The 22,832-nt window shown below is 72.5% G+C and carries 24 protein-coding genes; 12 read left to right on the top strand and 12 right to left on the bottom strand.

The window, feature by feature from the left end; translation table 11 throughout:
* Window positions 1-96 precede the first annotated feature (96 nt).
* The 4 genes from ACUYMY_RS16755 to ACUYMY_RS16740 all read right to left on the bottom strand — a co-directional run bounded on the left by ACUYMY_RS16755 (window position 97) and on the right by ACUYMY_RS16740 (window position 1,912).
* Entirely contained in the window at window positions 97-363 is a 267-nt protein-coding gene (locus ACUYMY_RS16755; RefSeq protein ID WP_481704650.1) for a GlsB/YeaQ/YmgE family stress response membrane protein, read from the bottom strand.
* A gap of 99 nt (window positions 364-462) precedes the next feature.
* Complete coding sequence (locus ACUYMY_RS16750) at window positions 463-648, bottom strand: CsbD family protein (protein WP_481704649.1); 186 nt, start codon at window positions 646-648, stop codon at window positions 463-465.
* Window positions 649-823: 175 nt separating this feature from the next.
* A complete protein-coding gene (locus ACUYMY_RS16745; protein WP_481704648.1) occupies window positions 824-1,507 on the bottom strand; it encodes a TetR/AcrR family transcriptional regulator in 684 nt (227 codons plus the stop codon).
* Window positions 1,508-1,585: 78 nt separating this feature from the next.
* Entirely contained in the window at window positions 1,586-1,912 is a 327-nt protein-coding gene (locus ACUYMY_RS16740; protein WP_481705104.1) for a hypothetical protein, read from the bottom strand.
* On the opposite strand from ACUYMY_RS16740, the gene ACUYMY_RS16735 reads away from it, so the two are divergent.
* The 3 genes from ACUYMY_RS16735 (at window position 1,817) to ACUYMY_RS16725 (ending at window position 4,924) form a co-directional block, all read left to right on the top strand.
* Window positions 1,817-2,437: a sigma-70 family RNA polymerase sigma factor gene (locus ACUYMY_RS16735; protein ID WP_481705087.1), complete on the top strand. Its 621-nt coding sequence runs from the start codon at window positions 1,817-1,819 to the stop codon at window positions 2,435-2,437. The genes ACUYMY_RS16740 and ACUYMY_RS16735 overlap by 96 nt on opposite strands.
* A 327-nt stretch (window positions 2,438-2,764) precedes the next feature.
* Window positions 2,765-3,361 carry a hypothetical protein gene (locus ACUYMY_RS16730; protein ID WP_481704647.1) on the top strand — a complete coding sequence of 199 codons (597 nt, stop codon included), beginning with the start codon at window positions 2,765-2,767 and terminating at the stop codon, window positions 3,359-3,361.
* A gap of 195 nt (window positions 3,362-3,556) precedes the next feature.
* Window positions 3,557-4,924, top strand: coding sequence for an FAD-binding oxidoreductase (locus ACUYMY_RS16725; RefSeq protein ID WP_481704646.1), 1,368 nt, complete (start codon window positions 3,557-3,559; stop codon window positions 4,922-4,924).
* A gap of 111 nt (window positions 4,925-5,035) precedes the next feature.
* On the opposite strand, the gene ACUYMY_RS16720 is transcribed toward ACUYMY_RS16725, so the two are convergent.
* On the bottom strand, window positions 5,036-7,483 hold the full coding sequence (locus tag ACUYMY_RS16720) for a glycoside hydrolase family 65 protein (RefSeq protein WP_481704645.1): 2,448 nt from the start codon (window positions 7,481-7,483) through the stop codon (window positions 5,036-5,038).
* A 114-nt stretch (window positions 7,484-7,597) separates the two neighbouring features.
* Complete coding sequence (locus ACUYMY_RS16715) at window positions 7,598-8,335, bottom strand: HAD family hydrolase (RefSeq protein WP_481704644.1); 738 nt, start codon at window positions 8,333-8,335, stop codon at window positions 7,598-7,600.
* A 507-nt stretch (window positions 8,336-8,842) separates the two neighbouring features.
* Between ACUYMY_RS16715 and ACUYMY_RS16710 the strand changes: the two genes are divergently transcribed.
* The 7 genes from ACUYMY_RS16710 (at window position 8,843) to ACUYMY_RS16680 (ending at window position 12,506) form a co-directional block, all read left to right on the top strand.
* Complete coding sequence (locus ACUYMY_RS16710; RefSeq protein WP_481704643.1) at window positions 8,843-9,256, top strand: CBS domain-containing protein; 414 nt, start codon at window positions 8,843-8,845, stop codon at window positions 9,254-9,256.
* Entirely contained in the window at window positions 9,237-9,731 is a 495-nt protein-coding gene (locus tag ACUYMY_RS16705) for a hypothetical protein (RefSeq protein ID WP_481704642.1), read from the top strand. The genes ACUYMY_RS16710 and ACUYMY_RS16705 overlap by 20 nt, the downstream gene beginning before the upstream one ends.
* Window positions 9,728-10,957, top strand: coding sequence for an NRAMP family divalent metal transporter (locus ACUYMY_RS16700; RefSeq protein WP_481704641.1), 1,230 nt, complete (start codon window positions 9,728-9,730; stop codon window positions 10,955-10,957). The genes ACUYMY_RS16705 and ACUYMY_RS16700 overlap by 4 nt, the downstream gene beginning before the upstream one ends.
* A 13-nt stretch (window positions 10,958-10,970) precedes the next feature.
* The gene (locus ACUYMY_RS16695; RefSeq protein WP_481704640.1) at window positions 10,971-11,402 is read left to right on the top strand and encodes a hypothetical protein; all 432 of its coding nucleotides are present in this window, start codon (window positions 10,971-10,973) and stop codon (window positions 11,400-11,402) included.
* A complete protein-coding gene (locus ACUYMY_RS16690) occupies window positions 11,389-11,727 on the top strand; it encodes a PRC-barrel domain-containing protein (protein WP_481704639.1) in 339 nt (112 codons plus the stop codon). Before ACUYMY_RS16695 ends, ACUYMY_RS16690 begins: the two co-directional genes overlap by 14 nt.
* Window positions 11,728-11,787: 60 nt before the next feature.
* The gene (locus ACUYMY_RS16685) at window positions 11,788-11,949 is read left to right on the top strand and encodes a hypothetical protein (RefSeq protein WP_481704638.1); all 162 of its coding nucleotides are present in this window, start codon (window positions 11,788-11,790) and stop codon (window positions 11,947-11,949) included.
* Window positions 11,950-12,041: 92 nt separating this feature from the next.
* Window positions 12,042-12,506 (top strand): SRPBCC family protein, encoded by a 465-nt coding sequence (locus tag ACUYMY_RS16680; RefSeq protein ID WP_481704637.1) that lies wholly within the window; start codon window positions 12,042-12,044, stop codon window positions 12,504-12,506.
* Here the strand turns inward: ACUYMY_RS16680 and ACUYMY_RS16675 are convergent.
* On the bottom strand, window positions 12,503-13,099 hold the full coding sequence (locus ACUYMY_RS16675; RefSeq protein WP_481704636.1) for an MOSC domain-containing protein: 597 nt from the start codon (window positions 13,097-13,099) through the stop codon (window positions 12,503-12,505). The two genes, ACUYMY_RS16680 and ACUYMY_RS16675, sit on opposite strands and share 4 nt — an antisense overlap.
* An 85-nt stretch (window positions 13,100-13,184) precedes the next feature.
* Between ACUYMY_RS16675 and ACUYMY_RS16670 the strand changes: the two genes are divergently transcribed.
* Window positions 13,185-16,013 carry an AMP-binding protein gene (locus tag ACUYMY_RS16670; RefSeq protein ID WP_481704635.1) on the top strand — a complete coding sequence of 943 codons (2,829 nt, stop codon included), beginning with the start codon at window positions 13,185-13,187 and terminating at the stop codon, window positions 16,011-16,013.
* Here ACUYMY_RS16670 and ACUYMY_RS16665 read toward each other — a convergent pair.
* On the bottom strand, window positions 16,003-17,385 hold the full coding sequence (locus ACUYMY_RS16665; protein WP_481704634.1) for a TrkH family potassium uptake protein: 1,383 nt from the start codon (window positions 17,383-17,385) through the stop codon (window positions 16,003-16,005). The two genes, ACUYMY_RS16670 and ACUYMY_RS16665, sit on opposite strands and share 11 nt — an antisense overlap.
* A gap of 164 nt (window positions 17,386-17,549) precedes the next feature.
* Here ACUYMY_RS16665 and ACUYMY_RS16660 point away from each other — a divergent pair, with 164 nt between their 5' ends.
* Window positions 17,550-19,511, top strand: a complete 1,962-nt coding sequence (locus ACUYMY_RS16660) for an APC family permease (protein ID WP_481705086.1) — start codon at window positions 17,550-17,552, stop codon at window positions 19,509-19,511.
* A 59-nt stretch (window positions 19,512-19,570) separates the two neighbouring features.
* Here ACUYMY_RS16660 and ACUYMY_RS16655 read toward each other — a convergent pair whose 3' ends face one another.
* From ACUYMY_RS16655 to ald, 4 genes are all read right to left on the bottom strand, one after another.
* The gene (locus tag ACUYMY_RS16655; protein WP_481704633.1) at window positions 19,571-19,702 is read right to left on the bottom strand and encodes a hypothetical protein; all 132 of its coding nucleotides are present in this window, start codon (window positions 19,700-19,702) and stop codon (window positions 19,571-19,573) included.
* An 85-nt stretch (window positions 19,703-19,787) separates the two neighbouring features.
* Window positions 19,788-20,420, bottom strand: coding sequence for a hypothetical protein (locus ACUYMY_RS16650; protein ID WP_481704632.1), 633 nt, complete (start codon window positions 20,418-20,420; stop codon window positions 19,788-19,790).
* 254 nt (window positions 20,421-20,674) lie between these two features.
* A complete protein-coding gene (locus tag ACUYMY_RS16645) occupies window positions 20,675-21,247 on the bottom strand; it encodes an NAD(P)H-dependent oxidoreductase (RefSeq protein ID WP_481705085.1) in 573 nt (190 codons plus the stop codon).
* Between the two features lie 366 nt (window positions 21,248-21,613).
* The gene (gene ald / locus ACUYMY_RS16640; RefSeq protein ID WP_481704631.1) at window positions 21,614-22,732 is read right to left on the bottom strand and encodes an alanine dehydrogenase; all 1,119 of its coding nucleotides are present in this window, start codon (window positions 22,730-22,732) and stop codon (window positions 21,614-21,616) included.
* Window positions 22,733-22,832 lie beyond the last annotated feature (100 nt).

The following is a 22,832-nucleotide window of genomic DNA, read 5'->3' as shown; positions in this document are numbered from 1 at the left end:
CACGACGGCGGCGCCTCACCGTTGCCGGTGAGGCGCCGCCGTCGTTCTTGCGGGTGCGGGACGCTAGCCCCGCCTCAGGATGCCGTACTCGTTCAGCTACGCATGGTGGCGGCGGCTCGTCACCGCGCCGTAGATGCCCAGGACGACGAGCGAGCCGAGGATCGCGACGATCCAGGTCTGCAGGCTCCAGAACTCGTTCAGGCCCACGCCGAAGATGGCGCTGCCGATCCAGCCGCCCAGCAGGGCGCCCACGACGCCGAGCAGCATCGTGATGATCCAGCCGCCGCCCTGACGGCCGGGCAGGATTGCCTTGGCGATGGCGCCGGCGATGAGTCCGAGGATGAGGAATGCGAGGATGCTCATAGTCAACTCCTTCTCGTCCGGCCGCCAGAGTGGGTCGGCCGGTTGGTTCCGGTTGCTGTGATGAGGCGCTTGATGGGTCGCTGTGGGCCCTAAGGGCCGTCAGCGGTCGGTGACGTCCTTGGCGGCGTCCTTCAAGTGCTCGCCGGCCTGCTTGAGTCCGGCCTTCGACTGCTCGGCCTGTCCTTCGGCCTCGAGCCGCTCGTTGTCCGTGGCGTCTCCGAGGCTCTCCTTGGCCTTGCCGCTGAGTTCCTCGGCCTTGTTCTCGAACTTGTCTCCAATGCCCATGTGCGGTTTCTTCCTCCCGTCGCGAAGCGGCCTGTGTGCCCCTCCTGTGGGCGTGCGCTCCATCCTTTCTCCGGCGGTGCCGGTCGGGGTGGCGCACGCTGGATTATTGCCCTGCGCGCGCCAATCAAAACATCTGCCCCCGACGGCGGGGCTTCATTCTGGCGCCGGGGCGCCCCTACGTGCTGTGGGCGTGGTCGCGCCGCCGGGGGCCATGCTCCCGCTGGGCGCGGGTGCCGTTGGAGTGCCCGGCGTCGACGCGCTCGCGCTCGGGGCGGTGCAGCTCGATGAGCGCCCTCGCCATGTCCCGGGCCCGCGTCGCGGCCTGGGCGTCGCCCTCGAGCGAGGCGACGATGGCGCCTTTGGTGAGGATGTGGAAGGACCAGGCGAAGCCTTGGGGGTCCCGCAGTCCGCTGGCCTCGGCGAGGTCGGCGAGCTGCGCGCGGATGCGGGTGAGGTAGTCGATGCTTGCCCGCCCGAGAGGGTGGTTCGGTCCCATCTCGATCATGACCTGGAGGAACGTGCCCACCTCTGCCACATCGCGCTGGAACCAGTCGTCCAGGACCTCGAACGCCGCGAGGAGCGCCTCCTCGGGGGTGCTGGACCCCTCGGCGGCCTTGGCGAGGGCGGCCCGCCGCTCCGCGAACCATCGCTCCATGTAGGCCATGACGAGCGCTTCCTTGGAGGGGAAGTGGCGGTAGAACGTTGCCTTCGCAACCCCTGAGCGCGCAATCAGTTCGTCCACCCCGACGTCGCGGATGCCGCGCCTGGCGAAGAGCTGGAATGACGTCTCCAGGATCCTCTCTCGCGCGCTCGGGCGCGCAGTAGCCCCGTGGGAGAGGCCGCTTTCTCGACCATTCATGCGCCCATCATACGCGCTAGACAGACCTGTCTGTCTGTGTGTAATAATCCTCGCAGTGAGACAGACAGGTCTGTCTCATCACTGGGCAGTAGCGGCCACGCCGTCGTCTGAGCAGTGACGACGAGCGGCCGTCCAAACAACCCGCACCGGTGCAGCGGTGCGGATGAGGAGGGCACTGTGAGTGAAGTCAGCGGGACCGAGGAGAGATCGGCCCACGCCGCGGAAGCGGATGATGACCTGGGTGCGGATGGGCGGGCCGCCGAACTGGTGGAAAATCACCTCGGCGTGGCCGATGCGCTCGCACGAAGGATGCGGGTGCCCGGGCACGACATCGAGGACCTGCGGCAGGTTGCGCGGCTGGGGCTTGTGACAGCCGCCGCGCGATACCGCGAAGGACGCGGGCACGGATTCGTGCCATACGCCGTCCCGACGATCACGGGGACGGTCAAGCGCTACATCCGGGACCAGTCCTGGGTGGTCCGGCCGCCGCGCTCCCTCCAGGAGCTCCGGCTCCGGGTGAATGCGGCCCGCACACGGCTGGCCCAGGACCTGGGCCGCGAGCCCACCGTCGCGGAGCTGAGCCGGGAGCTCGGGGCGCCCGAGGAGTCCGTGGCGGAAGTCCGCGTGGCGAGCGCGGCCATGTCCCCCGTCTCCCTCGAATCGCTCGACGGAACCCCCGACTCGCCGCCGGATGCGTCGCTGCGGGTCGTCGGCGTCGTCGACCCCGGCTACGAGCGCGTCGAGGAGCGCCAGCTCCTCGCCACGGCCCTCGAGGGCGCGTCCGAGGCCGACAGGCAGCTCCTGAAGATGCGCTTCGTGGACCAGATGAGCCAGAGCGAGATCGCCGCCGAACTCGGCGTGAGCCAGATGCAGGTGTCGCGGCTCCTGAGCCGGCTGCTCGCGCGCATGCGCCGCAAGGTGGCCGCATGAGTGGCACGGGAGGCGGCGCGGCCGGCTGAGACGACCAGCCGGCGGCCGACGGCGCGGGGGCACCGTGCGCGGTGCCCCCGCCCCCGTGCGTCAGCCGATTCCCCGTCCTCGCGTCAACTGCGCGGAACCCAGCGCTTCGCGCTGCCCGGGCCGGACTCCAGGAGAGCGGAGCGGCCAGGCGGCGCCCGGGAGCGCAGGGCCGCCGCGCCCGGGCGGGCGCAGCAAGTGGGCCGGCCCCGAAGGACAGCGTCCGATTGACCGCGCGCGGGCTGTGTGGAGCCGCGGTCGGCGGGCAATAGCCGAGTGCCGGACAGAGAGGAGTCCTCTATGCGCACCGTCATAGCCCACGGCATGCCGGCGGCGGAGGCGGGCGGAAGCTCCGCCGTCGTCGGCACGATCCCACCCGAGCCGCAGCCGCCGAGCATCCCGCCCGAGCCCGGGCCGGAGCCGGGCGGCCCCGAACGGGGCCCGAGCACGTTCCCGCCGATCGACCCCGACGCCGAGCCGCTCCCGGAGCCGGGGCGCCCCTCGCCGGGGGGCCCGGTGCCGGGCGAGCCCCCGATCCCGCCGGACGGCCCCGTGCCGCCGGGCAAGGAGCCGGGCTCGCCAGGCCCCTTCGGGCACGATCCGCTGGGGCACGATCCTCTGGGGCGTCATCCAGTCGGACGCCGTCCCGCCGGGCGCGAGCCCGCGCCCGACCGCGAACCGCCCGGGCCGGCCGAGCCGGTGCCTGGGGAACCGGAACCGAGGGAGCCGTTCCCCGCTGAGCCCGGCCCGGACCGGCCTGGGCCCGACCCCGACGCCCCGCGTCCGGGCCCGCCCGAGGATCCCTACGCCCCCGTGACTCTCCCCCCGGAGTCGCAGGACCCCTATAAAGGGGAGCCTGGAGCCGACGACGGCGGCGGCCCGGGCGAGGGCCAGTGAGGGCGTGATGCCCTGACGGCCCAGCCCGTCACCCCGCGGCGAATTCCCCCGCCGCGAGCGTGCGAGGACCCCGGTGAGCCCGACGATACGGGCCCGGGGTCCTCGCCACGTCTGCGGGACCACATTGAACGACGGGCCGCCGTCGGGCAGAGTCGAGGGGAACCCCAGCTAGGGGAAGCCCGCGAAAGGAGCCCCATGTCTCCCGTCCTGCCGCGCCTCGAGGAGGCGCTCGGCGCGCAGAAGGTCTCGACCGATCCCGGGACCCTCGCCGTCTACTCGCGCGACGAGGGCCCGCACCCCTCGGGCATGCAGGCGCTCGCTGTCGTCTTCGCCGAGAGCGTCGAGGACGTGCAGGCCACGGTCCGCGCGTGCGCCGCCGCCGGCGTGCGGATCGTGCCCCGCGGCGCCGGCTCGGGGCTCTCGGGCGGGGCGGCGGCCCTCGACAACTCGATCGTGCTGAGCCTCGAGCGGATGAACCGCATCCTCGAGATCCGCGCCGAGGACGAGGTCGCCGTCGTCGAGCCCGGAGTGGTCAACGCGGACCTCAACGCCGCGGCCGCCCCCTACGGGCTCATGTACGCGCCGGACCCTGCGAGCTACACGTTCTCCACGATCGGCGGCAACATCGCAACCAACGCCGGCGGGCTGCGGTGCGCGAAGTACGGGGTGACCCGCGAGGCCGTCCTGGGCCTCGACGTCGTGCTCGCGGACGGGACCCTCGTGCGCACCGGGAAGAACACCTTCAAGGGCGTGGCGGGCTACGACCTCACGGGCCTCATCGTCGGCTCGGAGGGCACGCTCGGGATCGTCGTCGGGGCGACCCTGCGCCTGCGCTACCTCCCCGTGGACGTGCAGACGATCGCCGCGTTCTACCCCGACGTCGCCTCCGCGGCCGCGGGCGTCCTCGCCGTCGGCCGGGCCCGCGTGCAGCCGGCCATCATGGAGCTCATGGACGCGGGCACGATCGCCGACGTCGACCGCCTCCACGCCTCGGGCCTCGCCGCCCGTGGCCAGGCGCTCCTGCTCATTCAGACCGACGGCTTCGGCGCGGCGGCCGAGGCCGACGTCGTCCGCCGGGTGCTCGCGGAGACCGGCGCCGCCGTCTCGAGCGAGGACCCCGAGGAGGCCGAGCGGCTCGTGTTCATGCGCCGCAACTCCCGCGGCGTGGGGGCCGACGACGCCTTCCGGGTGGGCGAGGACGTCGCCGTCCCGCGCTCGCGGCTCGTCGACTACGCGCGCGAGCTCGGGGGGATGGCCGCCAGGCACCGCGTCAACCTCAAGATCGTCGCGCACGCCGGGGACGGCAACCTGCACCCGACCTTCTGGGTGGACCCGCTCGCGCCCGGCGCCGCCGAGGCCGCCGCCCGGCTCGACGCCGCCCTCGACGACTCGATCGACGTGGCCCTCGCGATGGGCGGCACGATCACGGGCGAGCACGGCATCGGCTCCTTCAAGCTGCGCTGGCTCCCGCTCGAGCAGGCCGAGCGGGTCCGCGAGCTCCAGGCCGGGATCAAGGCCGTCTTCGACCCGGAGGGCATCCTCAACCCCGGCAAGGCGTTTTGAGCTGACCACGCATCTTGGGGACGTGACCCCGGATCGTTGGGAGGTGACCCCGCAACGCTGGGAGGTGACCCCGGATCGTTGGGACGTGACCCCGCAACGCGTGGGCGGCGGTCAGCGCATGGCCGCGACGGCGGCGAGCCCCGCCGTGGGCGTCGGGTCGGGGAACACGCTTGGCGCGGGCTCGGCCACCGGCTCGAGGCCGATGGACACTGGCTCGGCCCCGACGCTGTACAGCCGCCCCCGCACCTCGACGTCGAGCCGGTCCACCCCGTCCGGACCCTCGGCGAGGCCGAGCGGCCCGGGCTCGAGCGTGAGCGTGATCGCCTCCGCCGTGAGCCGCACGGCGAGCGTGCGGCCGCGCAGCCGGAGCCGGAACGCGAGGCTCTCCCAGCCCTCGGGCAGGCGCGGGTCGAAGCGCGGCGCCGCGCCCTGGTCGCGGAAGCCCGCGAAGCCGTTCGCGAGCGCGGCCCAGACGCCGGCCGCCGAGGCCGTGTGCACGCCGTCGACCGTGTTGCCGTGCAGGTCGTCGAGGTCGATGAAGGCGGCCGTCGTGAAGTGCCCGAGCGCGGTCGCGCGGTACCCGACCTCGGCGGCCATGATGCCCTGGACGCACGCGGAGAGGGTCGAGTCGCCGGTCGTGATCGGGTCGTAGAAGTCGAATGCGCGCTGCTTCTCCTCGGCCGTGAAGTCCTGCCACTGGAGGAACATCGCGAGCACGGTGTCCGCCTGCTTGAGCACCTGGTGGCGGTAGATCACGAGCGGGTGGAAGTGCAGCAGGAGCGGGTACTTCTCCCGCGGCGTCCGCCAGTCCCACGGCTGGAGGGTCATGAAGTCGTTGTCCTGCGCGTGGACGCGCTGCTCCGCGTCGTAGGGCAGGGACATGCGCTCGGCGGCCACGGCCCACAGGAGCCGGTCGTGCTCGCCCACCGAGGGGTGGTCGAGCGCCGCGGCCGCGCGGAGGTTGAACCGCGCCATGACGTTCGTGTACAGGTTGTCGTTCACGACGGCGGTGTACTCGTCCGGGCCGGTCACGCCGTGCAGGTGGAACTTCCCGTCCTTGCCGAAGAAGCCGAGCGAGGCCCACATGCGCGCGGTCTCGACGAGGAGCTCGGCACCCTCGCCGGCGCGGAACGCCTCGTCGCCCGTGGCCCACGCGTAGCGCGACGCGGCGAACGCGATCGCGGCGTTGATGTGGAACTGCGCCGTGCCGGCGGCGTAGTAGGCGCTCGCCTCCTGGCCGTTGATCGTGCGCCACGGGAACAGCGCGCCGTCGACGTTGAGCTCGGCGGCCCGGGCCTTGGCCGCGGGCAGCATGCGGTGGCGGAACTCGAGCACCTGGCGCGCGGCCTCGGGCGCGGTGTACGTCAGGTAGGGCATGAGGTACACCTCCTGGTCCCAGAAGTAGTGCCCCTCGTATCCCGAGCCGCTCACGCCCTTGGCCGGGATGCCGGCGACGCCGGCCTGCGCGGTCGCCTGGGCGAGCTGGAACAGGTTCCAGCGCACGGCCTGCTGGAGCTCGGGCTGCCCGCCGATCTCGACGTCGGCGATCGCCCAGTACCGCGCGTAGTGTGCGGCGGACTCTGCCCCGAGGTCCCCGATCCCGCGCAGCGCGGCCTCCGCGGCGGCGAGGAGCGCGTCGACGGAGGTCCTGGTGTCCGCGGGGCCCGTCGCCATCCCGGCATAGGAGTCGAACTCCTCCCATTCCGGCCACTCCGGCTCGGGCGCAGGCTCGACGGCGTACGCGAGCCGCTTCTCCAGCCGGAACTCCTCGCCCGGGTCAAGCGGGAGGACGTACCGGACGGTGCTGCGGTCGCAGTCCGCCTCGGTCGAGAAGGGCGGGACGGTCGCGTTCGTCTCGTGCTCGACGGCGAGGGCGATGCGCTGGCGGGACTCCGCCGTCGCCCACGCGAGCCGGAGCGAGCCGTTGACGCCGCCCTCGGCGCGCAGCGGGGACAGGACGCGGCCGGCGTGCCGGCCGGAGCGGCGCGGATCATGCGAGGAGTGGTCCTCGGAGGGCTGGTCCTGGCGGTTGACGACGGCGGAGGCGACGTCCGCGACGACGCGGCGGTCCGCGGTCACGACAAGCTCGATCGCGAGGCTCGCCCGGGAGGCGGCGCCGACGGCGCGGCGCTCGCGCGTGGTGACGACGGCGCCCGAGGAGGTCTGCCACACGACGGTGCACTCGTAGACGCCGGCCGCGAAGTCCAGCGCGCGGCGGTAGTCGAGCACGGGCGTCGCGGCGAGGGTCAGCTCCTCGCCGTTGATCCGCACCGCGGTCTCCTGGCCGTCCGGGACGTAGAGGATGCGCTGGCCCTGCTTCGCGAAGCCGTACGCGTTCTCGGCGTGCCGGATGTCGAAGGTCTCATGGAAGCCGTTGATGAACGTCCCGGGCAGGTGGGCGTCCTGGGCCGAGGCGTGCGCGCCGCGGAGGCCGAGGTGACCGTTGCCGAGCGTGAAGAGGGTCTCGAGGGTGCCGGCGTCGTCGGGCACGTGCGCGGTCTCGACGAGGGACCAGGGCTCGGCGGGGAAGCGGCGGCGGTCAGCGGAGACGATCGTCATGGTGCGTCCTTCGGGGGGAAGGGAAGGAAATCCAGGGTGTGAACAGGGGGTGCTGGGTGTTGCAGGTGTGGGCCTGATCCGTGGGGGGCGGGTCAGGCCGGGGAGGGGGTACGACTAGAGCAGCTCGTCGAGGTCGCCGACCACGAGGCTCGCCCCGGCCTCGAGCAGGGCGTCACGGCCGGCGCCGCGGTCGATCCCGACGACGGCGCGGAAGCCGCCGGCGGCCCCGGCCTGGACGCCCGAGACGGCGTCCTCGACCACGAGGCACGCGGACGCCGGGGTGCCGAGGAGCTCGGCCGCCCGGGCATACGTCGCCGGGTGCGGCTTGCCGGGCAGGCCCTCGGCGGCCGCCGTCGCGCCGTCGACCACCACGGGGAACTCGCCCGCAAGCCCTGCCGCGCGCAGGACGGCGGGGGCGTTGCGGGAGGAGGAGACGACGGCGAGGCGCAGCCCGCGGGCCTGGGCCTCGGCGATGAAGCGGACCGAGCCGGCGAAGGGCTCGACGCCCTCCGTCTCGACGATCTGGGTGAAGATGTGATTCTTGCGGTTGCCGAGGCCGTGGACGGTCGTGCTCTCGGGGCTGTCGTCCTCGGGACCCTCGGGCAGGACGATGCCGCGGGAGGCGAGGAAGTCCCGGACGCCGTCGAACCGCGGCTTGCCGTCGATGTGGTCGAAGTAGTCCGAGTCGGCATACGCCGGCGCCCCACCCACCTCGGCGAGGTAGGCCTCGAAGAGGCGGCGCCAGGCGAGCTCGTGGACAGTCGCCGTGGGGGTCAGGACGCCGTCGAGGTCGAAGAGGACGGCCTGGGTGCCGGCCCAGAGGTCGGTGTGCTGCTCCTGCTGTGTGGTCATGGTTCTCTCCTGGCATGGCGGCCGGGTGTGTGGGCGCGCGCAGGCGCGGGGCGGGGCTGGGGGATGTGAAGCTGTGGGGAGGAGTGCCGCCGGGCCGCTCGGATCACAGCGGCCGCGGGCGGGCTGGCCGGGCGCAGGTCGCGCGCGCCGCCCGAGGGCACTCACTCCACGGTACGTCCCGAGGGGGCGGGATCGCGAACCGAGACGCGCTGCAGCCATGGGCTCACGGCCTCAACCCTTTCGACGGGGAACCAAGGAGCCGGAACTGGATCACAGTCTTCTCCGTGGTGCCGACGATGAACTGTAAGCGCTTACATTCCCGTCGTGCAAGCCCCTCCGCTCCACTGCAGGAGGCCGGAAAGAGGTACAGAAGAAGCCCCGAAAGAGGCCCTTCAGGCCTGTTGACCCTTGGCGCGGGGGAGTATCAGGATGGAATCGGCTGGACGGCGAAGGCTGGTGTGGTCACCCGGGCCGGGCTGGCGCGCCGCAGTCGCGAAGGAGGAGCCCATGCCCAAAGTCAAGGACCTCATGACCGACCACGCCGAGTGCATCGGCGAGAAGGACACGCTGCGCCGCGCGGCCGAGAGGCTGCGCACGCTCGACGTCGGCTCAATGCCCATCTGCGGCGAGGACGGCAAGATCCACGGCATGCTGACCGACAGGGACATCGTCGTGAAGTGCATTGCCGAAGGCGGCGATCCTGACATGGTGATCGCCGGCGACCTCGCTCAGGGCCGGCTGTACTACGTCGACTCCGAGGCATCGATCGAGGATGCCATCTCCGTCATGAAGGAGCATCAGGTCCGGCGGCTTCCGGTGATCCACGACCACCGGCTTGTCGGGATCCTGAGCCAGGCTGACGTGGCCCGGCACTACGCCGAGGAACGCGTTGGCGAGCTGGTTGAGGGCATCTCGGAGTAGACTCCGCCCGTCCCACCGAGGCAGGCGCCCCCGCGGCGCCTGCCTCCTGATATGTGCCCTGCTCGCCGCTGGCCCGCTCGCGGCATGCTCGTCCGAGCCCACGCAGGAGGCCCTCGCGCAGCCGGTCGAGGAGGCCGCCGCGGCCGTCGCCTCCACGGAGCTCGCCGTGAGCCTGCGCGCCGAGGGGCGCACCACCTCCGCCGCCGCCTCGACGCTCGCCGGAGACATGCTGGACGAGCTCGACAAGGCGGCGAAGGACCTCCACTCCCTTGAGGCCCGCACACCCGAGGAGCGCCGCGCCCTCGACGACGCCGTCGGCGCCGTCGCGGCCGCCCAGCTCGCCGTCCTCCGCGCCCGCGACACCCTCGCGCACGACGGCGCCGGGCCGGCGCTCGAGGGCACGCTCGCCGAGCTGCGGGCCTCCGGGAGCGGACTTGTGGGGCTCGAGCCGGCCGTGGGGAAGGCCTCGCCGTGAAGCGCATCCTCGGCGTGGCCCTCGGCATCCTCACGGCGATCGGCGGCTTCGTCGACATCGGGGACCTCGTCACGAACGCCGTCGTCGGCTCGCGCTTCGGCCTGTCCCTCGTGTGGGTCGTCGTGCTCGGCGTCGTCGGCATCTGCCTCTTCGCCAACATGTCCGGCCGCGTCGCGGCCGTCTCGGGCCGCGCGACCTTCGAGGTGATCCGCGAGCGGCTTGGGCCGCGCACGAGCCTCGCCAACCTCGCGGCGTCGTTCCTCATCAACCTCCTCACCGTCACCGCCGAGATCGGTGGCATCGCCCTCGCCCTCCAGCTTGCGAGCGGGGTCGACTACCTCCTCTGGGTGCCGATGGCGCTCCTGGCCGTGTGGCTCGTGGTCTGGCGGGTCAAGTTCAAGGTCATGGAGAACGTCACGGGCCTCGTGGGCCTGTGCCTCGTCGTGTTCGCCGTCGCCCTGTTCCTCCTGGGCCCCGACTGGGGGACCCTCGGGCAGCAGGCCCTCGCGCCCGCCGTGCCGGCCTCTGAGGGGGCCGGGACCTACTGGTTCTACGCGATCGCGCTCTTCGGTGCCGCGATGACCCCCTACGAGGTCTTCTTCTTCTCCTCGGGCGCGGTCGAGGAGCGCTGGCGGGAGAAGGACATCGCGCAGTCCCGCGCCAACGTGCTCGTGGGCTTCCCGCTCGGCGGTTTCCTCTCGGTCGCGATCGCTGCGTGCTCCGCCGTCGTGCTCCTGCCCGCCGCGATCGGCGTCACGACGCTGTCCCAGATCGCCCTGCCCGTCGCGCAGGCGGGCGGCCAGCTCGCGCTCGCCGTCCTCATCCTGGGCGTTGTCGCGGCCACCGTCGGCGCGGCGCTCGAGACGACACTCTCGAGCGGCTACACGCTCGCGCAGTTCTTCGGCTGGTCCTGGGGCAAGTTCCGCAAGCCCGCCCAGGCGGCGCGCTTCCACCTCTCGATGATCGTGTGCCTGCTCGTGGGCGGGGGCATCCTCGCCACGGGCGTCGACCCGATCCTGGTCACCGAGTACTCGGTCGTGTTCTCCGCCGTCGCCCTGCCCCTGACGTACCTGCCGATCCTCATCGTCGCCAACGACCCGGCGTACATGGGCAGGCACGTCAACGGCCGCGTGGTGAACGCGCTGGCCATGGCCTACCTCGTGGTCATCCTCGCGGCCTCGCTCGCCGCGATCCCCCTCCTGCTGATGACGGGGGCAGGGCAGTGACGGGGGCGGGGCCATGAGCCGCCGTCGGGGCCGAGTCGAGGCGGCGCCCGAGCGGCTGCTTCCCGCGCCGCAGCCCGCCGGGCGGGTCCTCGACGCGCAGCTGCACCTGCTCGACCGGCAGATCCTCGACGCCGACGATGTGCCCGTGACGACCGTCGACGACGTCGAGCTCACCGGGCCCGAGCCCGGCGAGCCTATCCCCTTGGGCACGCCCCCGCCGCACATCACCGCGCTGGCGACCGGTCCCGTGCTCGCCACGCGGATCTTCGGCGGCCGGCCGCCCTCCCGCCGTCTCATCCGGATCCCGTGGACCGACGTCGCCGAGGTCGGCACGGTCGTCCGGCTGGGCGTGCGGGCCGACGGGCTCGACGCCGCGTGGGTCGAGCAATGGATCCGCACGCACGTCATCGGAAGGATCCCCGGAGGACGCCATGATCCTCACTGACCTGCTCGCCTGCGAGGTGCGGGACGTGCAGGGCCGACGGCTCGGCGAGGTCTCGGACGTGCGCTTCGCCCTCGACTCCGCGCCCGAGGGCCAGCTCCTGGCCCAGGCCCGGCTTGTCGGGATCATCGTGAGCCCGCGCACGGCGTCGTCCTTCATGGGCTTCGAGCGGCAGTCGCTGACCCAGCCCTGGCCCATCGCGCAGCTCCTGCGCTGGTGGCACCGCGGATCGTTCCTGGTCCTGTGGGAGGACATCGCGAGCATGGGCCCGGGGCAGGTGTCCCTGCGCGCGGACTATGCCGCCTACGAGTCGGGGCTGCCGCGCTGAGCGTGTCCCCCGTCACCAGAAGAATGTTTCGGAGTCCGTGCCTCGGGCAAAGAAACCGGCATGAACACTCTTCTGATCATCGCCGGCGTCATCGCGATCATCCTGCTCCTCGTGGGCGGCTTCAACCAGGCGCTGAACTTCCTCCTCTGGGTGGGCATCATCCTCCTCGTCCTCGCGGTCATCGGCTGGGTCATGGGCCGTGCCCGCGGCGGCGTGAGGTAGCTCGGGGCGCTGTTTCGGTGCTGCAGCGCCCCGTCGGCATGGCGCGCGCCCGCCTCTGCCATGGCGGGCGCGCGCGTGCGTAGCATGGGGCCATGTCCGCGTATACGATCACGCGCAGCGCCTTCATCGCCGCCCCTCCCGAGGCCGTGTTCCCGCTCGTGAACAGCTTCCACGAGTGGAGGAAGTGGTCCCCGTGGGAGGAAGTCGATCCAAACCTCCAGCGCACCTACTCCGGGCCTGAGTCCGGGGTGGGTGCCACGTATGCCTGGAGCGGCAACCGCAAGGCCGGCGCCGGGAGCATGCAGATCCTCGAGGCGGAGGAGCCCCGCAGCATCCGCATCCGGCTCGTCTTCCTCAAGCCCTTCCGCGCCGTGAACCCCACGGGCTTCACGTTCGAGCCGGACCGCGGCGGCACGCGCGTCACGTGGGCGATGACGGGAGAGAACAAGGGCCTCGTGGCGCTCTTCGCCAAGTTCATGGACATGGACAAGCTCGTGGGCCGCGACTTCGAGAAGGGCCTCGCGAACCTCGCCAGAGCCGTCGAGCAGAAAAGCTAGGGCAGCCGTCCGGGGCGCAGCACCGCGGCCTGGCCGGCGCGCGCCGGGTCCAGGGGCACGGGGCTCACGAGCACGGCCGGTCCCCGGCGCAGCGTCCCGCTCGAGAGGGCCTGGCAGCGGATCCCGCCCCGGCCCCGCATCGCTGCGTGCGCGCCCGGGGCCAGCATCCGGTCCATCCACGCGCACGGGTGCGCGGGCCGCCCGCCGCGCAGGAGCACGCGATCGCCGCCCGATTCGAGGGCGAACTCGACGCCCACCAGCGGCGACAGCTCGGCCCCGCGCAGGATCACGTTCCGCCGCGTGAGGAGCGGATCGAGGGGATCGGTCCCCAGCTCGTCCGCGATGGCCTCGAGCCCCTCGACGGCGAAGAGCGTCACGGCCGCGTCCATGTGTGCGGCCTTGCCGAAGAACCTGTCGCCCACGATCCCCTTGCCGGCGACCAGCTCGATGCGCTCGGCATCCTCGCTGGGCACGTCCGCGGGGCCGTCCTTCGCCCGGCCGAAGTACGCATGCGCCGGGGAGACCAGCAGGTGCAGGATCTCCACGTCATAGCGGAACGAGAGGGCCGGTCCGGGCTGCGTGGGCTCGCTCATGGCTCCACGCTACGCCCCGCCCGGAGACGCAACACACGAGTGGTCCAATTGAGTGAGGTAAGCCTTACCTCTTATCCTGTCGGGCATGACTGGACAGCCCCGCCTCGCCGGCGTCTCCTTCGCGGCCGGGCTCGCGGACCACGGAGACAGGCTCGCCGTCGTCGCCGGCGACAGCGCGCTCACGTACCGCGAGCTCGCGCGGCGCGTCGACGGCGTCGTCCGCGCCCTCGGCCCCGTGCGCCGGCTCGTTGCGCTCGAGGCCGCCAACGACGTGCCCTCGCTCGTGGCCTACCTTGCCGCGCTCGCCGGCGGTCACCCGCTCCTGGTCCTCCCCGCCGGCAAGCCCGACGCGCTCAAGGCGCTCCTCGACGCCTACGATCCCGATGTCGTCGTCCGCGCTGCCCCGCACAACGGAGCGCACGACGCACAGCACGCAGCGCACGACGGCGGCGCGCTCCCGGGTGCCTCGCCCGCCGACGGGCCCCGGCTCGAGGAGCGCCGGGACGGCACGCGCCACAGCCTCCACCCCGAGCTCGCGCTCCTGCTGAGCACCTCCGGCTCGACCGGCTCGCCCAAGCTCGTCCGCCTCGGCCGCGCCGGCGTCGAGGCCAACGCCGCCTCGATCGCCGAGTACCTCCACCTCCGGCCCGAGGACCGCGCGGCGACGACCCTGCCGCTCTCGTACTGCTACGGGCTCTCAGTGGTCAACTCCCACCTCGCGGTCGGCGCGGCCCTCGTGCTCACCGACCTCTCGGTCGTGGACCAGTGCTTCTGGGACCTCGCCCGCGCCCGGCGCGTCACCTCCTTCGCGGCCGTTCCGTACACGTTCGAGCTGCTCGAGCGCGTGGGCTTCGCCGACATGGACCTGCCCCACCTGCGGTACGTCACCCAGGCCGGCGGGCGCCTCGACCCGGACCGCGTGCGGCGCTATGCCGAGCTCGGCCGCAGGCGCGGGTGGGACCTCTTCGTCATGTACGGCGCGACCGAGGCGACCGCCCGCATGGCCTACCTCCCGCCGGACCTCGCCGCCGAGCACCCCGCCGCGATCGGAGTCCCGATCCCGGGCGGGTCCTTCCGGCTCGAGCCCGTCGAGGGGCTCGAGGGCCCCGACGGCGAGCCCGCGCGCGAGCTCGTCTACGCCGGCCCGAACGTCATGCTCGGCTATGCCGAGCGTCCCGAGGACCTCGCCCTCGGCCGCGCCGTCCACGAGCTGCGCACCGGCGACCTCGCCCGGCGGACGGGTCCGGGGCTCTTCGAGATCGTGGGCCGGCGGTCCCGGTTCGTGAAGATCGTGGGCCTGCGCGTGGACCTCGGGCAGGTCGAGCGGCTGCTCGCGGATGACGGCGTGATGTCCGCTGCCGCGGGAAGCGACAGGGCGGGAAGCGACGCCCGGCTCGTGGTCGCCGTCGAGACGGGACTCGAGACGGGAGAGGCACGAGCCGACGTCGGCCTCCTCGCCAAGGACCTCGCGGCCCGCCTCGGGCTCCCGCGCGCCGCCGTCGCCCTCGTCGCGGTCGAGGCGATCCCGCGCCTGCCCAACGGCAAGACCGACTACCAGGCGGTCCTCGCCCTCGCGTCCGGGCCAGAGACGGAGCCCCCGGCCGCCGGCCCGCGCCCCCAGGCCCCGCTCGCCGTCCCCGGCTCCTCGGCGGACGTCGCGCGGATCTTCGCCGACGTGCTCGAGGCCGAGCACGTGGGCGGCGAGGACACGTTCGTCTCCCTCGGCGGCGACTCGCTCTCCTATGTCGCCGCCTCGGTGCGGCTCGAGGAGGCCCTCGGGGCGCTCCCGGCGAACTGGCACCTCATGCCCGTCGCCGAGCTCGCGGCCGCCGCGCCGGACGCCGCGCTGGATGCCCCCGGGGGCCCGGCCGGCCCGGGGTTGGCCGCGGCGGCCGGGGAGCCCGCGCGCCCTGGCGCGTGGCGGCGTCGTCCGCGGGCCCTCGCGAGGGCGCTCGCCGCGCCCATGGAGACGGGGATCGTGCTGCGCGCGGTCGCGATCGTGTTCATCATCGCGACCCACATCGAGCTCTTCATCTGGCCCGGCACCGCCCACATGCTGTTCGCGCTCGCGGGGTTCAACTTCGCACGGTTCCAGCTCGCGGGCCCGCTCGCGCAGCGGCTGCGCGGGCAGCTTCGCTCGCTCGCCAGGATCGTCGTGCCGAGCGTCGCGCTCATCGCCTTCGCGTTCCTCGCCACGGACCAGTACGGCTGGCAGAACGTCGTGCTGCTCAACGCCGTCCTCGGCCCGGAGGGCTGGAACACGACCTCGCGGTTCTGGTTCGTCGAGGAGCTCGTCTACGTCCTCGCGGGCGTCACGGCCCTCCTCGCGCTCCCGTGGGCAGACCGGGCGCAGCGCCGGTTCCCGTGGGCGTTCCCGCTCGGCCTGTTCGGCGTGGCGCTGCTCGAGCGGTACGAGCTCGTCCCGTCCCTCGCGCACCAGGGGCCCGTGCTGTGGCTCTTCGCGCTCGGCTGGGCCCTGGCCGCCTCGCGGACGCTCATCCAGCGGGCCCTCGTGACCTTCCTCGCGCTCGTGACCGTCCCGGGGTTCTTCGAGAACGAGTACCGCATCGCGACGATCCTCGCCGGTGTGCTCCTGCTCGCGTGGCTCCCGCGCCTGCCGGTGCCCCGGGCGCTGCACCGGCTCGTGGCGGTGCTCGCGGGGGCGTCGCTGTACGTGTACCTGACGCACTGGCTCGTCTACCCGCTCGTCCTGGAGCGGGGCGCCGCGCTGGGCCTCGACGCTGGGGCGGGCAGCGCGCTCACCGGCCTCGCCGTCGTCGTCTCCCTCGCTGTCGGCGTCGGGTACTGGGCGGGCGCGACCAAGGTGATGGCCGGCGTCGAGCGCCGCTGGCGCGCACGACGGCGTGCGGCGGCCCCGGCGGATCGGCCTGCGGCCGAGCGGGTCAGCCGATGATGGGGCGCTCCTCCGGCAGCCGGTAGAGCCGCGGCCGGGCGGAGAGCGCGAGCGCCGAGGCCACCGTCACGGTGCCGACGCGGCCGAGGAACATCAGGGCCATCAGGACGAGCTGCGCCGAGGCCGGGAGGCCCGGCGTGATGCCCGTGCTCAGCCCGACGGTGGCGAAGGCGGAGATCGACTCGAACAGCACCTTCTCGAGGCTGTGGTCGGTGAGGAGCAGCAGGAGGACGGTCCCCGCCATGACGGCGGCCACCGCGAGCAGGGCCACCGAGACGGCCTGGCGCTGGACGGGGGAGCTGATGCTGCGGTGGCCGATCGTGACCTCGTCGTGGCCCCGGACCTCATTGAGGATGATGAATCCGAGCACGAGGAAGGTCGTGATCTTGATGCCGCCGGCGGTGGCCGCGGGGCCGCCGCCGATGAACATCAGGACGTCGGTGAGGACGAGGGTCTCCGGCGCCGCGGCGCCGTAGTCGATGCTGTTGAAGCCCGCCGTGCGGGGGAACACGCCGCCGGCCAGCGCCCCGAGGAACCTCCCCTCGGGGGACATCCCGCCGAGCGTCTCGGGGCGGGTCCCTTCGAAGGCGGCGAACAGGGCCGTGCCCACGGCGAGCAGGCCCAGGGTTCCGTACACCACCAGCCGGGTGTGGACGGACCAGCGCCGGGGCCTCAGCCCATGCTGGCGCAGCTCGGCGTAGACGGGGAAGCCGAGGCCGCCGGCGACGATGGTGGCGCAGATCGGCATAATCACCCACGGATCCTCGGCGTAGCCGACGAGGTTGGTGCTGTAGAGGGAGAACCCGGCGTTGTTGAAGGCCGAGACGGCGTGGAAGAGGCCGTGCCAGAGCGCGTCGCCCGGGGAGTAGCCGTCCGCGGCGAAGCGGACGGTGAGGACCGCGGCGCAGGCCGCCTCGGCCACGGCCATGATCCGCACGATCCGGAACAGGACGTTCCGGACGTCGCCGAGGTTGAGGGCGTGCGTCTCCGACTGGGCCAGCAGCTGCCCCTGCAGGCGCAGGCTCTTGCGCACGAGCAGCGTCAGCAGCGTTGCCACCGTCATGATGCCCAGCCCGCCCGCCTGGATCAGGCCGAGGATCACCGCGTGGCCGAAGGGGGTCCAGAACGTCGGGGTATCGACTGTGGCCAGGCCCGTGACGCACGTGGCCGAGACGGCGGTGAAGAAGGCCGGCATGACCGGATCCGCCGCCGGGTCGGTCCGGGACAGCGGGAGCATGAGCAGCAGCCCGCCGGCGATGATCACGCCCAGGAAGCCCAGGGGGACCAGGCGGACGGGGTGCAGGTACCAGCCGGGCGGCCCGGCGGGTCGCTGCCGGTTCCCTGCCGGTGCCGGCTTGATTGACTGGGCCACGCTTCCAACGTAGACGCCGCGGTGCCCGCGCGGACCGGTTGAGGGCGTTAGGGCTTCGTAAAGACGGGATGGAACCGGCCCTGGGCGGGGGATCGTAGGTCTTGGCGGCCGGTTGGCTCTCCCTCACAGAAGGACCTGCGTTGATCCATCCACCCGAGTACACGATGCCTGACAGCGTTCCCGGGGCTGCCCGGACCAAGGCTCCGGGGGACAGGCTCGGACGCTGGCTCATGGAGAAGCAGGTGCACCAGCCCGTGGGGCCGGAGGCGGCGGAGGACCATGTCGAGCAGCACAGCTGGTGGAAGGTCATGTGCCTCACCGGCGTCGACTACTTCTCCACCCTCTCGTACCTTCCCGGAATCGCCGCCCTCGCCGCCGGTGCCCTCTCGCCCCTCGCGACGCTGCTGATCGTGGCGCTGACGCTGCTCGGCATGCTGCCGATGTACCGGCGAGTGGCCAGGGAGAGCCCGCACGGCCAGGGATCGGTGCACATGCTGGAGACCCTGCTGCCGTTCTGGCGGGGCAAGGTGTTCGTCCTCGTTCTGCTCGGCTTCGTCGCCACGTCCTGGATCGTCACCATCACCCTCTCCGCCGCCGACGCCACGGTGCACCTGCTCGAGAACCCCTTCCTGCCCCCGGCCCTCCACGGCCAGGCAGTGCCGATCACGGTGGTGCTGCTCCTAATCCTCGGGGGAGTCTTCCTGCTCGGCTTCACGGAGGCGGTCGTCGTCGCCATCCCCCTGGTCGCCGTGTTCCTGGGATTGAACGCGATCATCATCGGCCGGGGGCTTCTGGAGATCCTCACCCACCCGGCGGCGCTCGAGCAGTGGGCGGCCGCCCTGACCGCCTCCGGCGGAGGCGGCCTCGGCGGGCTCCTCGTCCCGGCCCTCCTGGCCTTCCCCCTGCTGGTCCTCGGCCTGTCCGGCTTCGAGACCGGCGTCAGCATGATGCCCCTCGTCGCCGCCAGCGGGAGGAACCCCGAGGAGCACCTCGCGGACCGCGTCCGGAACACGCGCAAGCTCCTCACCACGGCCGCCCTGATCATGAGCGTCTACCTCGTCGGCAGCAGCCTTGTTACCACCCTCCTGATCCCGTCCGAGGCCTTCGCCGAGGGCGGCGGGGCCAACGGCCGCGCGCTGGCCTACCTCGCGCACGAGCAGTTCGGGGAGGGCTTCGGCTCGGTCTACGACATCAGCAGCATCCTCATCCTCTGGTTCGCCGGCGCCTCGGCCATGGCCGGCCTGATCAACATCGTGCCCCGCTACCTGCCGTCCTACGGCATGGCCCCGGACTGGGCGCGCGCGGTCCGGCCCGTCGTGCTGGTCTACACCGCCGTCAGCATCCTCATCACCATCGGCTTCCGGGCGGACGTCAACGCCCAGGCGGGGGCCTATGCGACGGGGATCCTCGCGATGATGGTCTCCGGCGCCGTCGCCGTCACCATCTCGGCCCTCAAGAAGCGGCAGCGGGCGGCGAGCGTCGCCTTCGCTGTCCTGACGGTGGTGATGCTGTACGCCCTCGTCGCCAACATCGTCGAGAAGCCCGACGGGATCACGATCTCGGCCCTCTTCATCGCCGGCATCGTCGTCGTCTCGCTCGTCTCGCGCATCACGCGCACCACGGAGCTGCGCGCCGACCGCATCGAGTTCGACGCCGCGGCGCGCCAGTTCATCGTTGATTCCCTCGTGTTCGACGGCCGGCTCAACCTGATCGCCCACAAGCCCGAGACGCGCCAGCCCGCCGAGTACGCGGCCAAGGAGGCGGACCAGCGGGGCATGAACCCCGTCCCCGGAACGGCGGACGTGATGTTCCTCGAGATCGACGTCGTCGACCCCTCAGACTTCAGCGACGTGCTCGTCGTCCGCGGGGTCGACGTCGGCGGCCACAGGGTCCTGCGGGCCGCGAGCCCGGCCGCGCCCAACGCGATCGCAGCGATCCTGCTGGCCCTCCGCGACGCCACCGGCGTCCGGCCGCACGCCTACTTCGAATGGTCGGAGGGCAACCCGCTCACCCACCTGATGCGCTACCTCCTGCTCGGGCAGGGCGATACCGCTCCCGTGGTGCGGGAGATCATCCGGGAGCACGAGCCCGACCCGGCTGCACGCCCGGGCATCCACGTCGGGTGACGCGCCAGGCCCCGCCGGGCCACACCAGGCTGCTAGGCCAACAGCGGGGCCTCCACGGCTCAGTCCTCGTCTGGCCCCTCGGCCGGGTCCTCCGAGTGCGCCCTGATCTCGGTCGCGTCCATGTCCGTGTCGCCCTCTGCCGGCGCCTCGGTGTGGACCCTGTCCTCGCTGTCGGGCTGGAATCCTGTCATGGCTCATCCCCTCGTGCAGTGAGTGGTTCCTCCCCCCGATTCCAGCCTAGACCCCGCTCGTGGACCGGGCTATGGACGCGCGGGGCTACTTGAGGCCCAAGACGTCGTCGAGCGGGACGCCGTTGACGTAGACCTCGGCGCGCTCGGCTCCGGACGCGGTCATGGCTGAGTGCTCGAGCTGGGCCTTGGCGCGCGGGATGTCGCAGGTCCCGGCGAGCATGAACGTCCCGCTGAGCCAGACGGTGATCGTGCGGCCGTCGTAGGAGCCCGCGATGTACTCGAGGTCCGACTGGTAGAGCGCGTTGTACAGCCCCGACTGGCCGACGAGCGGGCGGTGGTCGGCGAGCAGCCGGCGCAGCGTGGGGCCGACCTGGTCGCGGAAGCGCTCGGGCGCCGTGAAGGTGGCGACCACGCTGTCGCCGCAGCCGATCCGCGCCCCGGAGGCGCCGTCGTCGTCCATCGCGATGTAGTAGACCGTCAGCGGCGCGACCTGCTCGGGGAGCTGGGCCGGCGCCGGCGTCGTCGACGCGAGCGGGGGGGTGGGCGCTGCGGACGACGGCGTGCGGCCGGGCTGCGCTGTCCGGGAGGGCGCCGGGGTGCTCGCCGTGGGCGAGGGGGAGGGGCTAGGGCCCTGTCCCGGCCCGGGGGAGGGGACGCACGCGGCGAGGGCGAGCGCGAGGGCGAAAGCCATCGCTGCCGCCGTCGTTCGCCTGGCCATGTCGGCTCCTTGCTCGCCACTCCCGTCCCTCAACGGTAGGGCCGGCGCGGGCCGCGGAGCGTGCCGTCCGCTTCACGCTTCCGCCGCACTTGGGACACGGGGCGGCAACGGCGGCGGCGCCGGGGGCCGACGGTCATCACGGGCAGGACACATCCTCAACGCAGAGCGCCGCCGCGTCCCGCGGGCGGGGGCCCGTGGACGCGGCGGCGCTGTGCGGCGTGGTGGGCGCGGCCTGTGCCGTGCCGCTGCACGGGTCAGTTGGCGGAGGCGACCTCGGCCGCTGCGGGGGCGGCGAGGGCGGCGAGGACGCCCTTGATGCCCTCGACGACCTCGGCGTCGTCCTTCGGGTCGAGCTGGGCGAAGCGCGCGTACGAGGCGCCGACGGCGAGCTTGGCGTCCTCGAGGACCTCGGCGCCGGCGATCTTGAGGGACTTGCGGGCGTCGTCGTGCGCCCATACGCCGCCGTACTGGCCGGCGGAGGTGCCGATGACGGCCGCCTTGGTGCCGGTCGCGGCGCCCTGGCCGAACGGGCGGGAGATCCAGTCGATCGCGTTGTTGAGGACTGCCGGCGTCGTGCCGTTGTACTCGGGGGTGATGAGGAGGATGCCGTCCGCGGCGGCGACGGCGGCGCGGAGCTCGGCGGCCTTGGCCGGGACCTTGCCCTCGACGTCGAGGTCCTCGTTGTAGAACGGGATCTCCTCGAGGCCCGAGAACGTCGCGACGGCGGTGCCCTCGGGGGCGGCCTGGGCGGCGACCTCGGCGAACTTGCTGTTCACGGACTCGGCGCGGAGGCTGCCGACAAGGGTCAGGATGGTGGTCTCGGCCATGGTGTTCTCCTCGATGGTCAGGGGCTCCGGGCGGGGCACCCGGTGCTTCTGTGATGTGTCAACCATCTGGAGGGCGGGGGTCATTCCGCGAGTTGACGTGGCCTTCGTCACACGCGGGGTCACCTCCCAACGTTGCGGGGTCACGTCCCAATGTTGCGGGGTCACCTCTCAACGTTGCGAGGTCACCTCTCAGCGTTCTGGGGGTCAATGTCAGTGCAAAGACCCCGCATGGCAGGGAGGTGACCCCGGATCGTAGGGAGGTGACCCCGGATCGTAGGGAGGTGACCCCGGATCGCAGGGAGGTGACCCCGGATCGTAGGGAGGTGACCTCGGATCGTAGGGAGGTGACCCCGGAACGTGGGAGGGTCAGGCGGAGACCAAGCCGTGCCAGTCGGGGGCGAGCGGGAGTCCGTGCGCCTCGGACACCGAGTGGTGGGTCACCTGGCCCGCCGCGATGTTGAGGCCCGCGGCCAGTGCCGGGTCCTTCTCGAAGGCCCCCGCGACGCCGAGGTCCGCGAGCAGGACGCCGTAGCGCAGCGTGACGTTCGTGAGGGCGTAGGTGGACGTGTTCGGCACGGCGCCGGGCATGTTCGCCACGCAGTAGAAGATCGAGTTGTGAACCCGGAACGTCGGATCCTGGTGCGTCGTAGGGTGGGAGTCCTCGAAGCAGCCGCCCTGGTCCACAGCGATGTCCACGAGCACGCTGCCGGGCTTCATCCGGGCCACCAGCTCGTTGGTCACCAGCTTGGGCGCCTTCGCCCCGGGGATGAGGACGGACCCGATGACGAGGTCCGCCTCGACGACCGACTTCTCGATCTCGTACTTGTTCGACGCGACCGTCTTGAGCCGGCCGCCATAGAGCGCGTCGAGCTCCTGGAGCCGGGCGATGTTGATGTCGAGGATCGTCACGTCAGCGCCGAGGCCCATCGCGACGACGGCGGCGTTCGTCCCGGCGACGCCCGCCCCGAGGACGACGACCTTGGCCGGGCGGACCCCGGGCACGCCGCCCAGCAGGATCCCCTTCCCGCCCGCGGGTGCCGTGAGCGCCTGCGCCCCGACCTGGACCGAGAGGCGGCCGGCCACCTCGGACATGGGGGCGAGCAGCGGCAGGGTCCGGCCGGACTGGACCGTCTCGTAGGCGATCGCCGTCACGCCGGAGCGGAGCAGGGCGCGGGTGAGCGCCGGCTCGGCGGCCAAGTGGAGGTAGGTGAAGAGGATGAGGCCCTTGCGGAAGTGGCCGTACTCGGCGGCGATCGGCTCCTTGACCTTCATGACCATGTCGGCACGGGCCCACACGTCCGCCGCGTCCTCGACGAGCTCCGCGCCGGCGATCATGTACTCGTCGTCGCTGATCCCCGAGCCCAGCCCGGCCCCGCTCTCAACGAGCACGGTGTGGCCGTGCGCTGCGAACTCGTGGACCCCGGCGGCCGTGATGGCCACGCGGAACTCGTTGTTCTTGATCTCCTTGGGGACTCCGATGATCACTGCGGTCTCCGATGCTTTCCGTGGGGTTCCGGCCTGTCCGGCCGGCCTGCGCGAGGGGCGTCAGCCCGTGTCTCCAGCGTAGATCCGGTGTGAGGGGCGC

It is taken from the genome of Sinomonas sp. T428B, assembly GCF_056780155.1.
This window is presented reverse-complemented; position numbering and strand designations above follow the sequence as displayed.

Excerpts from the sequence above, each read along its gene's own strand:
- ACUYMY_RS16670 (WP_481704635.1), top strand. The coding sequence starts at position 13,185 with ATGACTGGACAGCCCCGCCTCGCCGGCGTCTCCTTCGCGGCCGGGCTC.
- ACUYMY_RS16695 (WP_481704640.1), top strand. The coding sequence starts at position 10,971 with ATGAGCCGCCGTCGGGGCCGAGTCGAGGCGGCGCCCGAGCGGCTGCTT.
- ACUYMY_RS16645 (WP_481705085.1), bottom strand. The coding sequence starts at position 21,247 with ATGGCCGAGACCACCATCCTGACCCTTGTCGGCAGCCTCCGCGCCGAG.
- ACUYMY_RS16755 (WP_481704650.1), bottom strand. The coding sequence starts at position 363 with ATGAGCATCCTCGCATTCCTCATCCTCGGACTCATCGCCGGCGCCATC.
- ACUYMY_RS16680 (WP_481704637.1), top strand. The coding sequence starts at position 12,042 with ATGTCCGCGTATACGATCACGCGCAGCGCCTTCATCGCCGCCCCTCCC.
- ACUYMY_RS16730 (WP_481704647.1), top strand. The coding sequence starts at position 2,765 with ATGCGCACCGTCATAGCCCACGGCATGCCGGCGGCGGAGGCGGGCGGA.
- ACUYMY_RS16720 (WP_481704645.1), bottom strand. The coding sequence starts at position 7,483 with ATGACGATCGTCTCCGCTGACCGCCGCCGCTTCCCCGCCGAGCCCTGG.
- ACUYMY_RS16745 (WP_481704648.1), bottom strand. The coding sequence starts at position 1,507 with ATGAATGGTCGAGAAAGCGGCCTCTCCCACGGGGCTACTGCGCGCCCG.
- ACUYMY_RS16655 (WP_481704633.1), bottom strand. The coding sequence starts at position 19,702 with ATGACAGGATTCCAGCCCGACAGCGAGGACAGGGTCCACACCGAGGCG.
- ACUYMY_RS16675 (WP_481704636.1), bottom strand. The coding sequence starts at position 13,099 with ATGAGCGAGCCCACGCAGCCCGGACCGGCCCTCTCGTTCCGCTATGAC.
- ACUYMY_RS16650 (WP_481704632.1), bottom strand. The coding sequence starts at position 20,420 with ATGGCCAGGCGAACGACGGCGGCAGCGATGGCTTTCGCCCTCGCGCTC.
- ACUYMY_RS16715 (WP_481704644.1), bottom strand. The coding sequence starts at position 8,335 with ATGACCACACAGCAGGAGCAGCACACCGACCTCTGGGCCGGCACCCAG.
- ACUYMY_RS16690 (WP_481704639.1), top strand. The coding sequence starts at position 11,389 with ATGATCCTCACTGACCTGCTCGCCTGCGAGGTGCGGGACGTGCAGGGC.
- ACUYMY_RS16735 (WP_481705087.1), top strand. The coding sequence starts at position 1,817 with ATGCGGGTGCCCGGGCACGACATCGAGGACCTGCGGCAGGTTGCGCGG.
- ACUYMY_RS16725 (WP_481704646.1), top strand. The coding sequence starts at position 3,557 with ATGTCTCCCGTCCTGCCGCGCCTCGAGGAGGCGCTCGGCGCGCAGAAG.
- ACUYMY_RS16685 (WP_481704638.1), top strand. The coding sequence starts at position 11,788 with ATGAACACTCTTCTGATCATCGCCGGCGTCATCGCGATCATCCTGCTC.
- ACUYMY_RS16750 (WP_481704649.1), bottom strand. The coding sequence starts at position 648 with ATGGGCATTGGAGACAAGTTCGAGAACAAGGCCGAGGAACTCAGCGGC.
- ACUYMY_RS16660 (WP_481705086.1), top strand. The coding sequence starts at position 17,550 with ATGCCTGACAGCGTTCCCGGGGCTGCCCGGACCAAGGCTCCGGGGGAC.
- ACUYMY_RS16710 (WP_481704643.1), top strand. The coding sequence starts at position 8,843 with ATGCCCAAAGTCAAGGACCTCATGACCGACCACGCCGAGTGCATCGGC.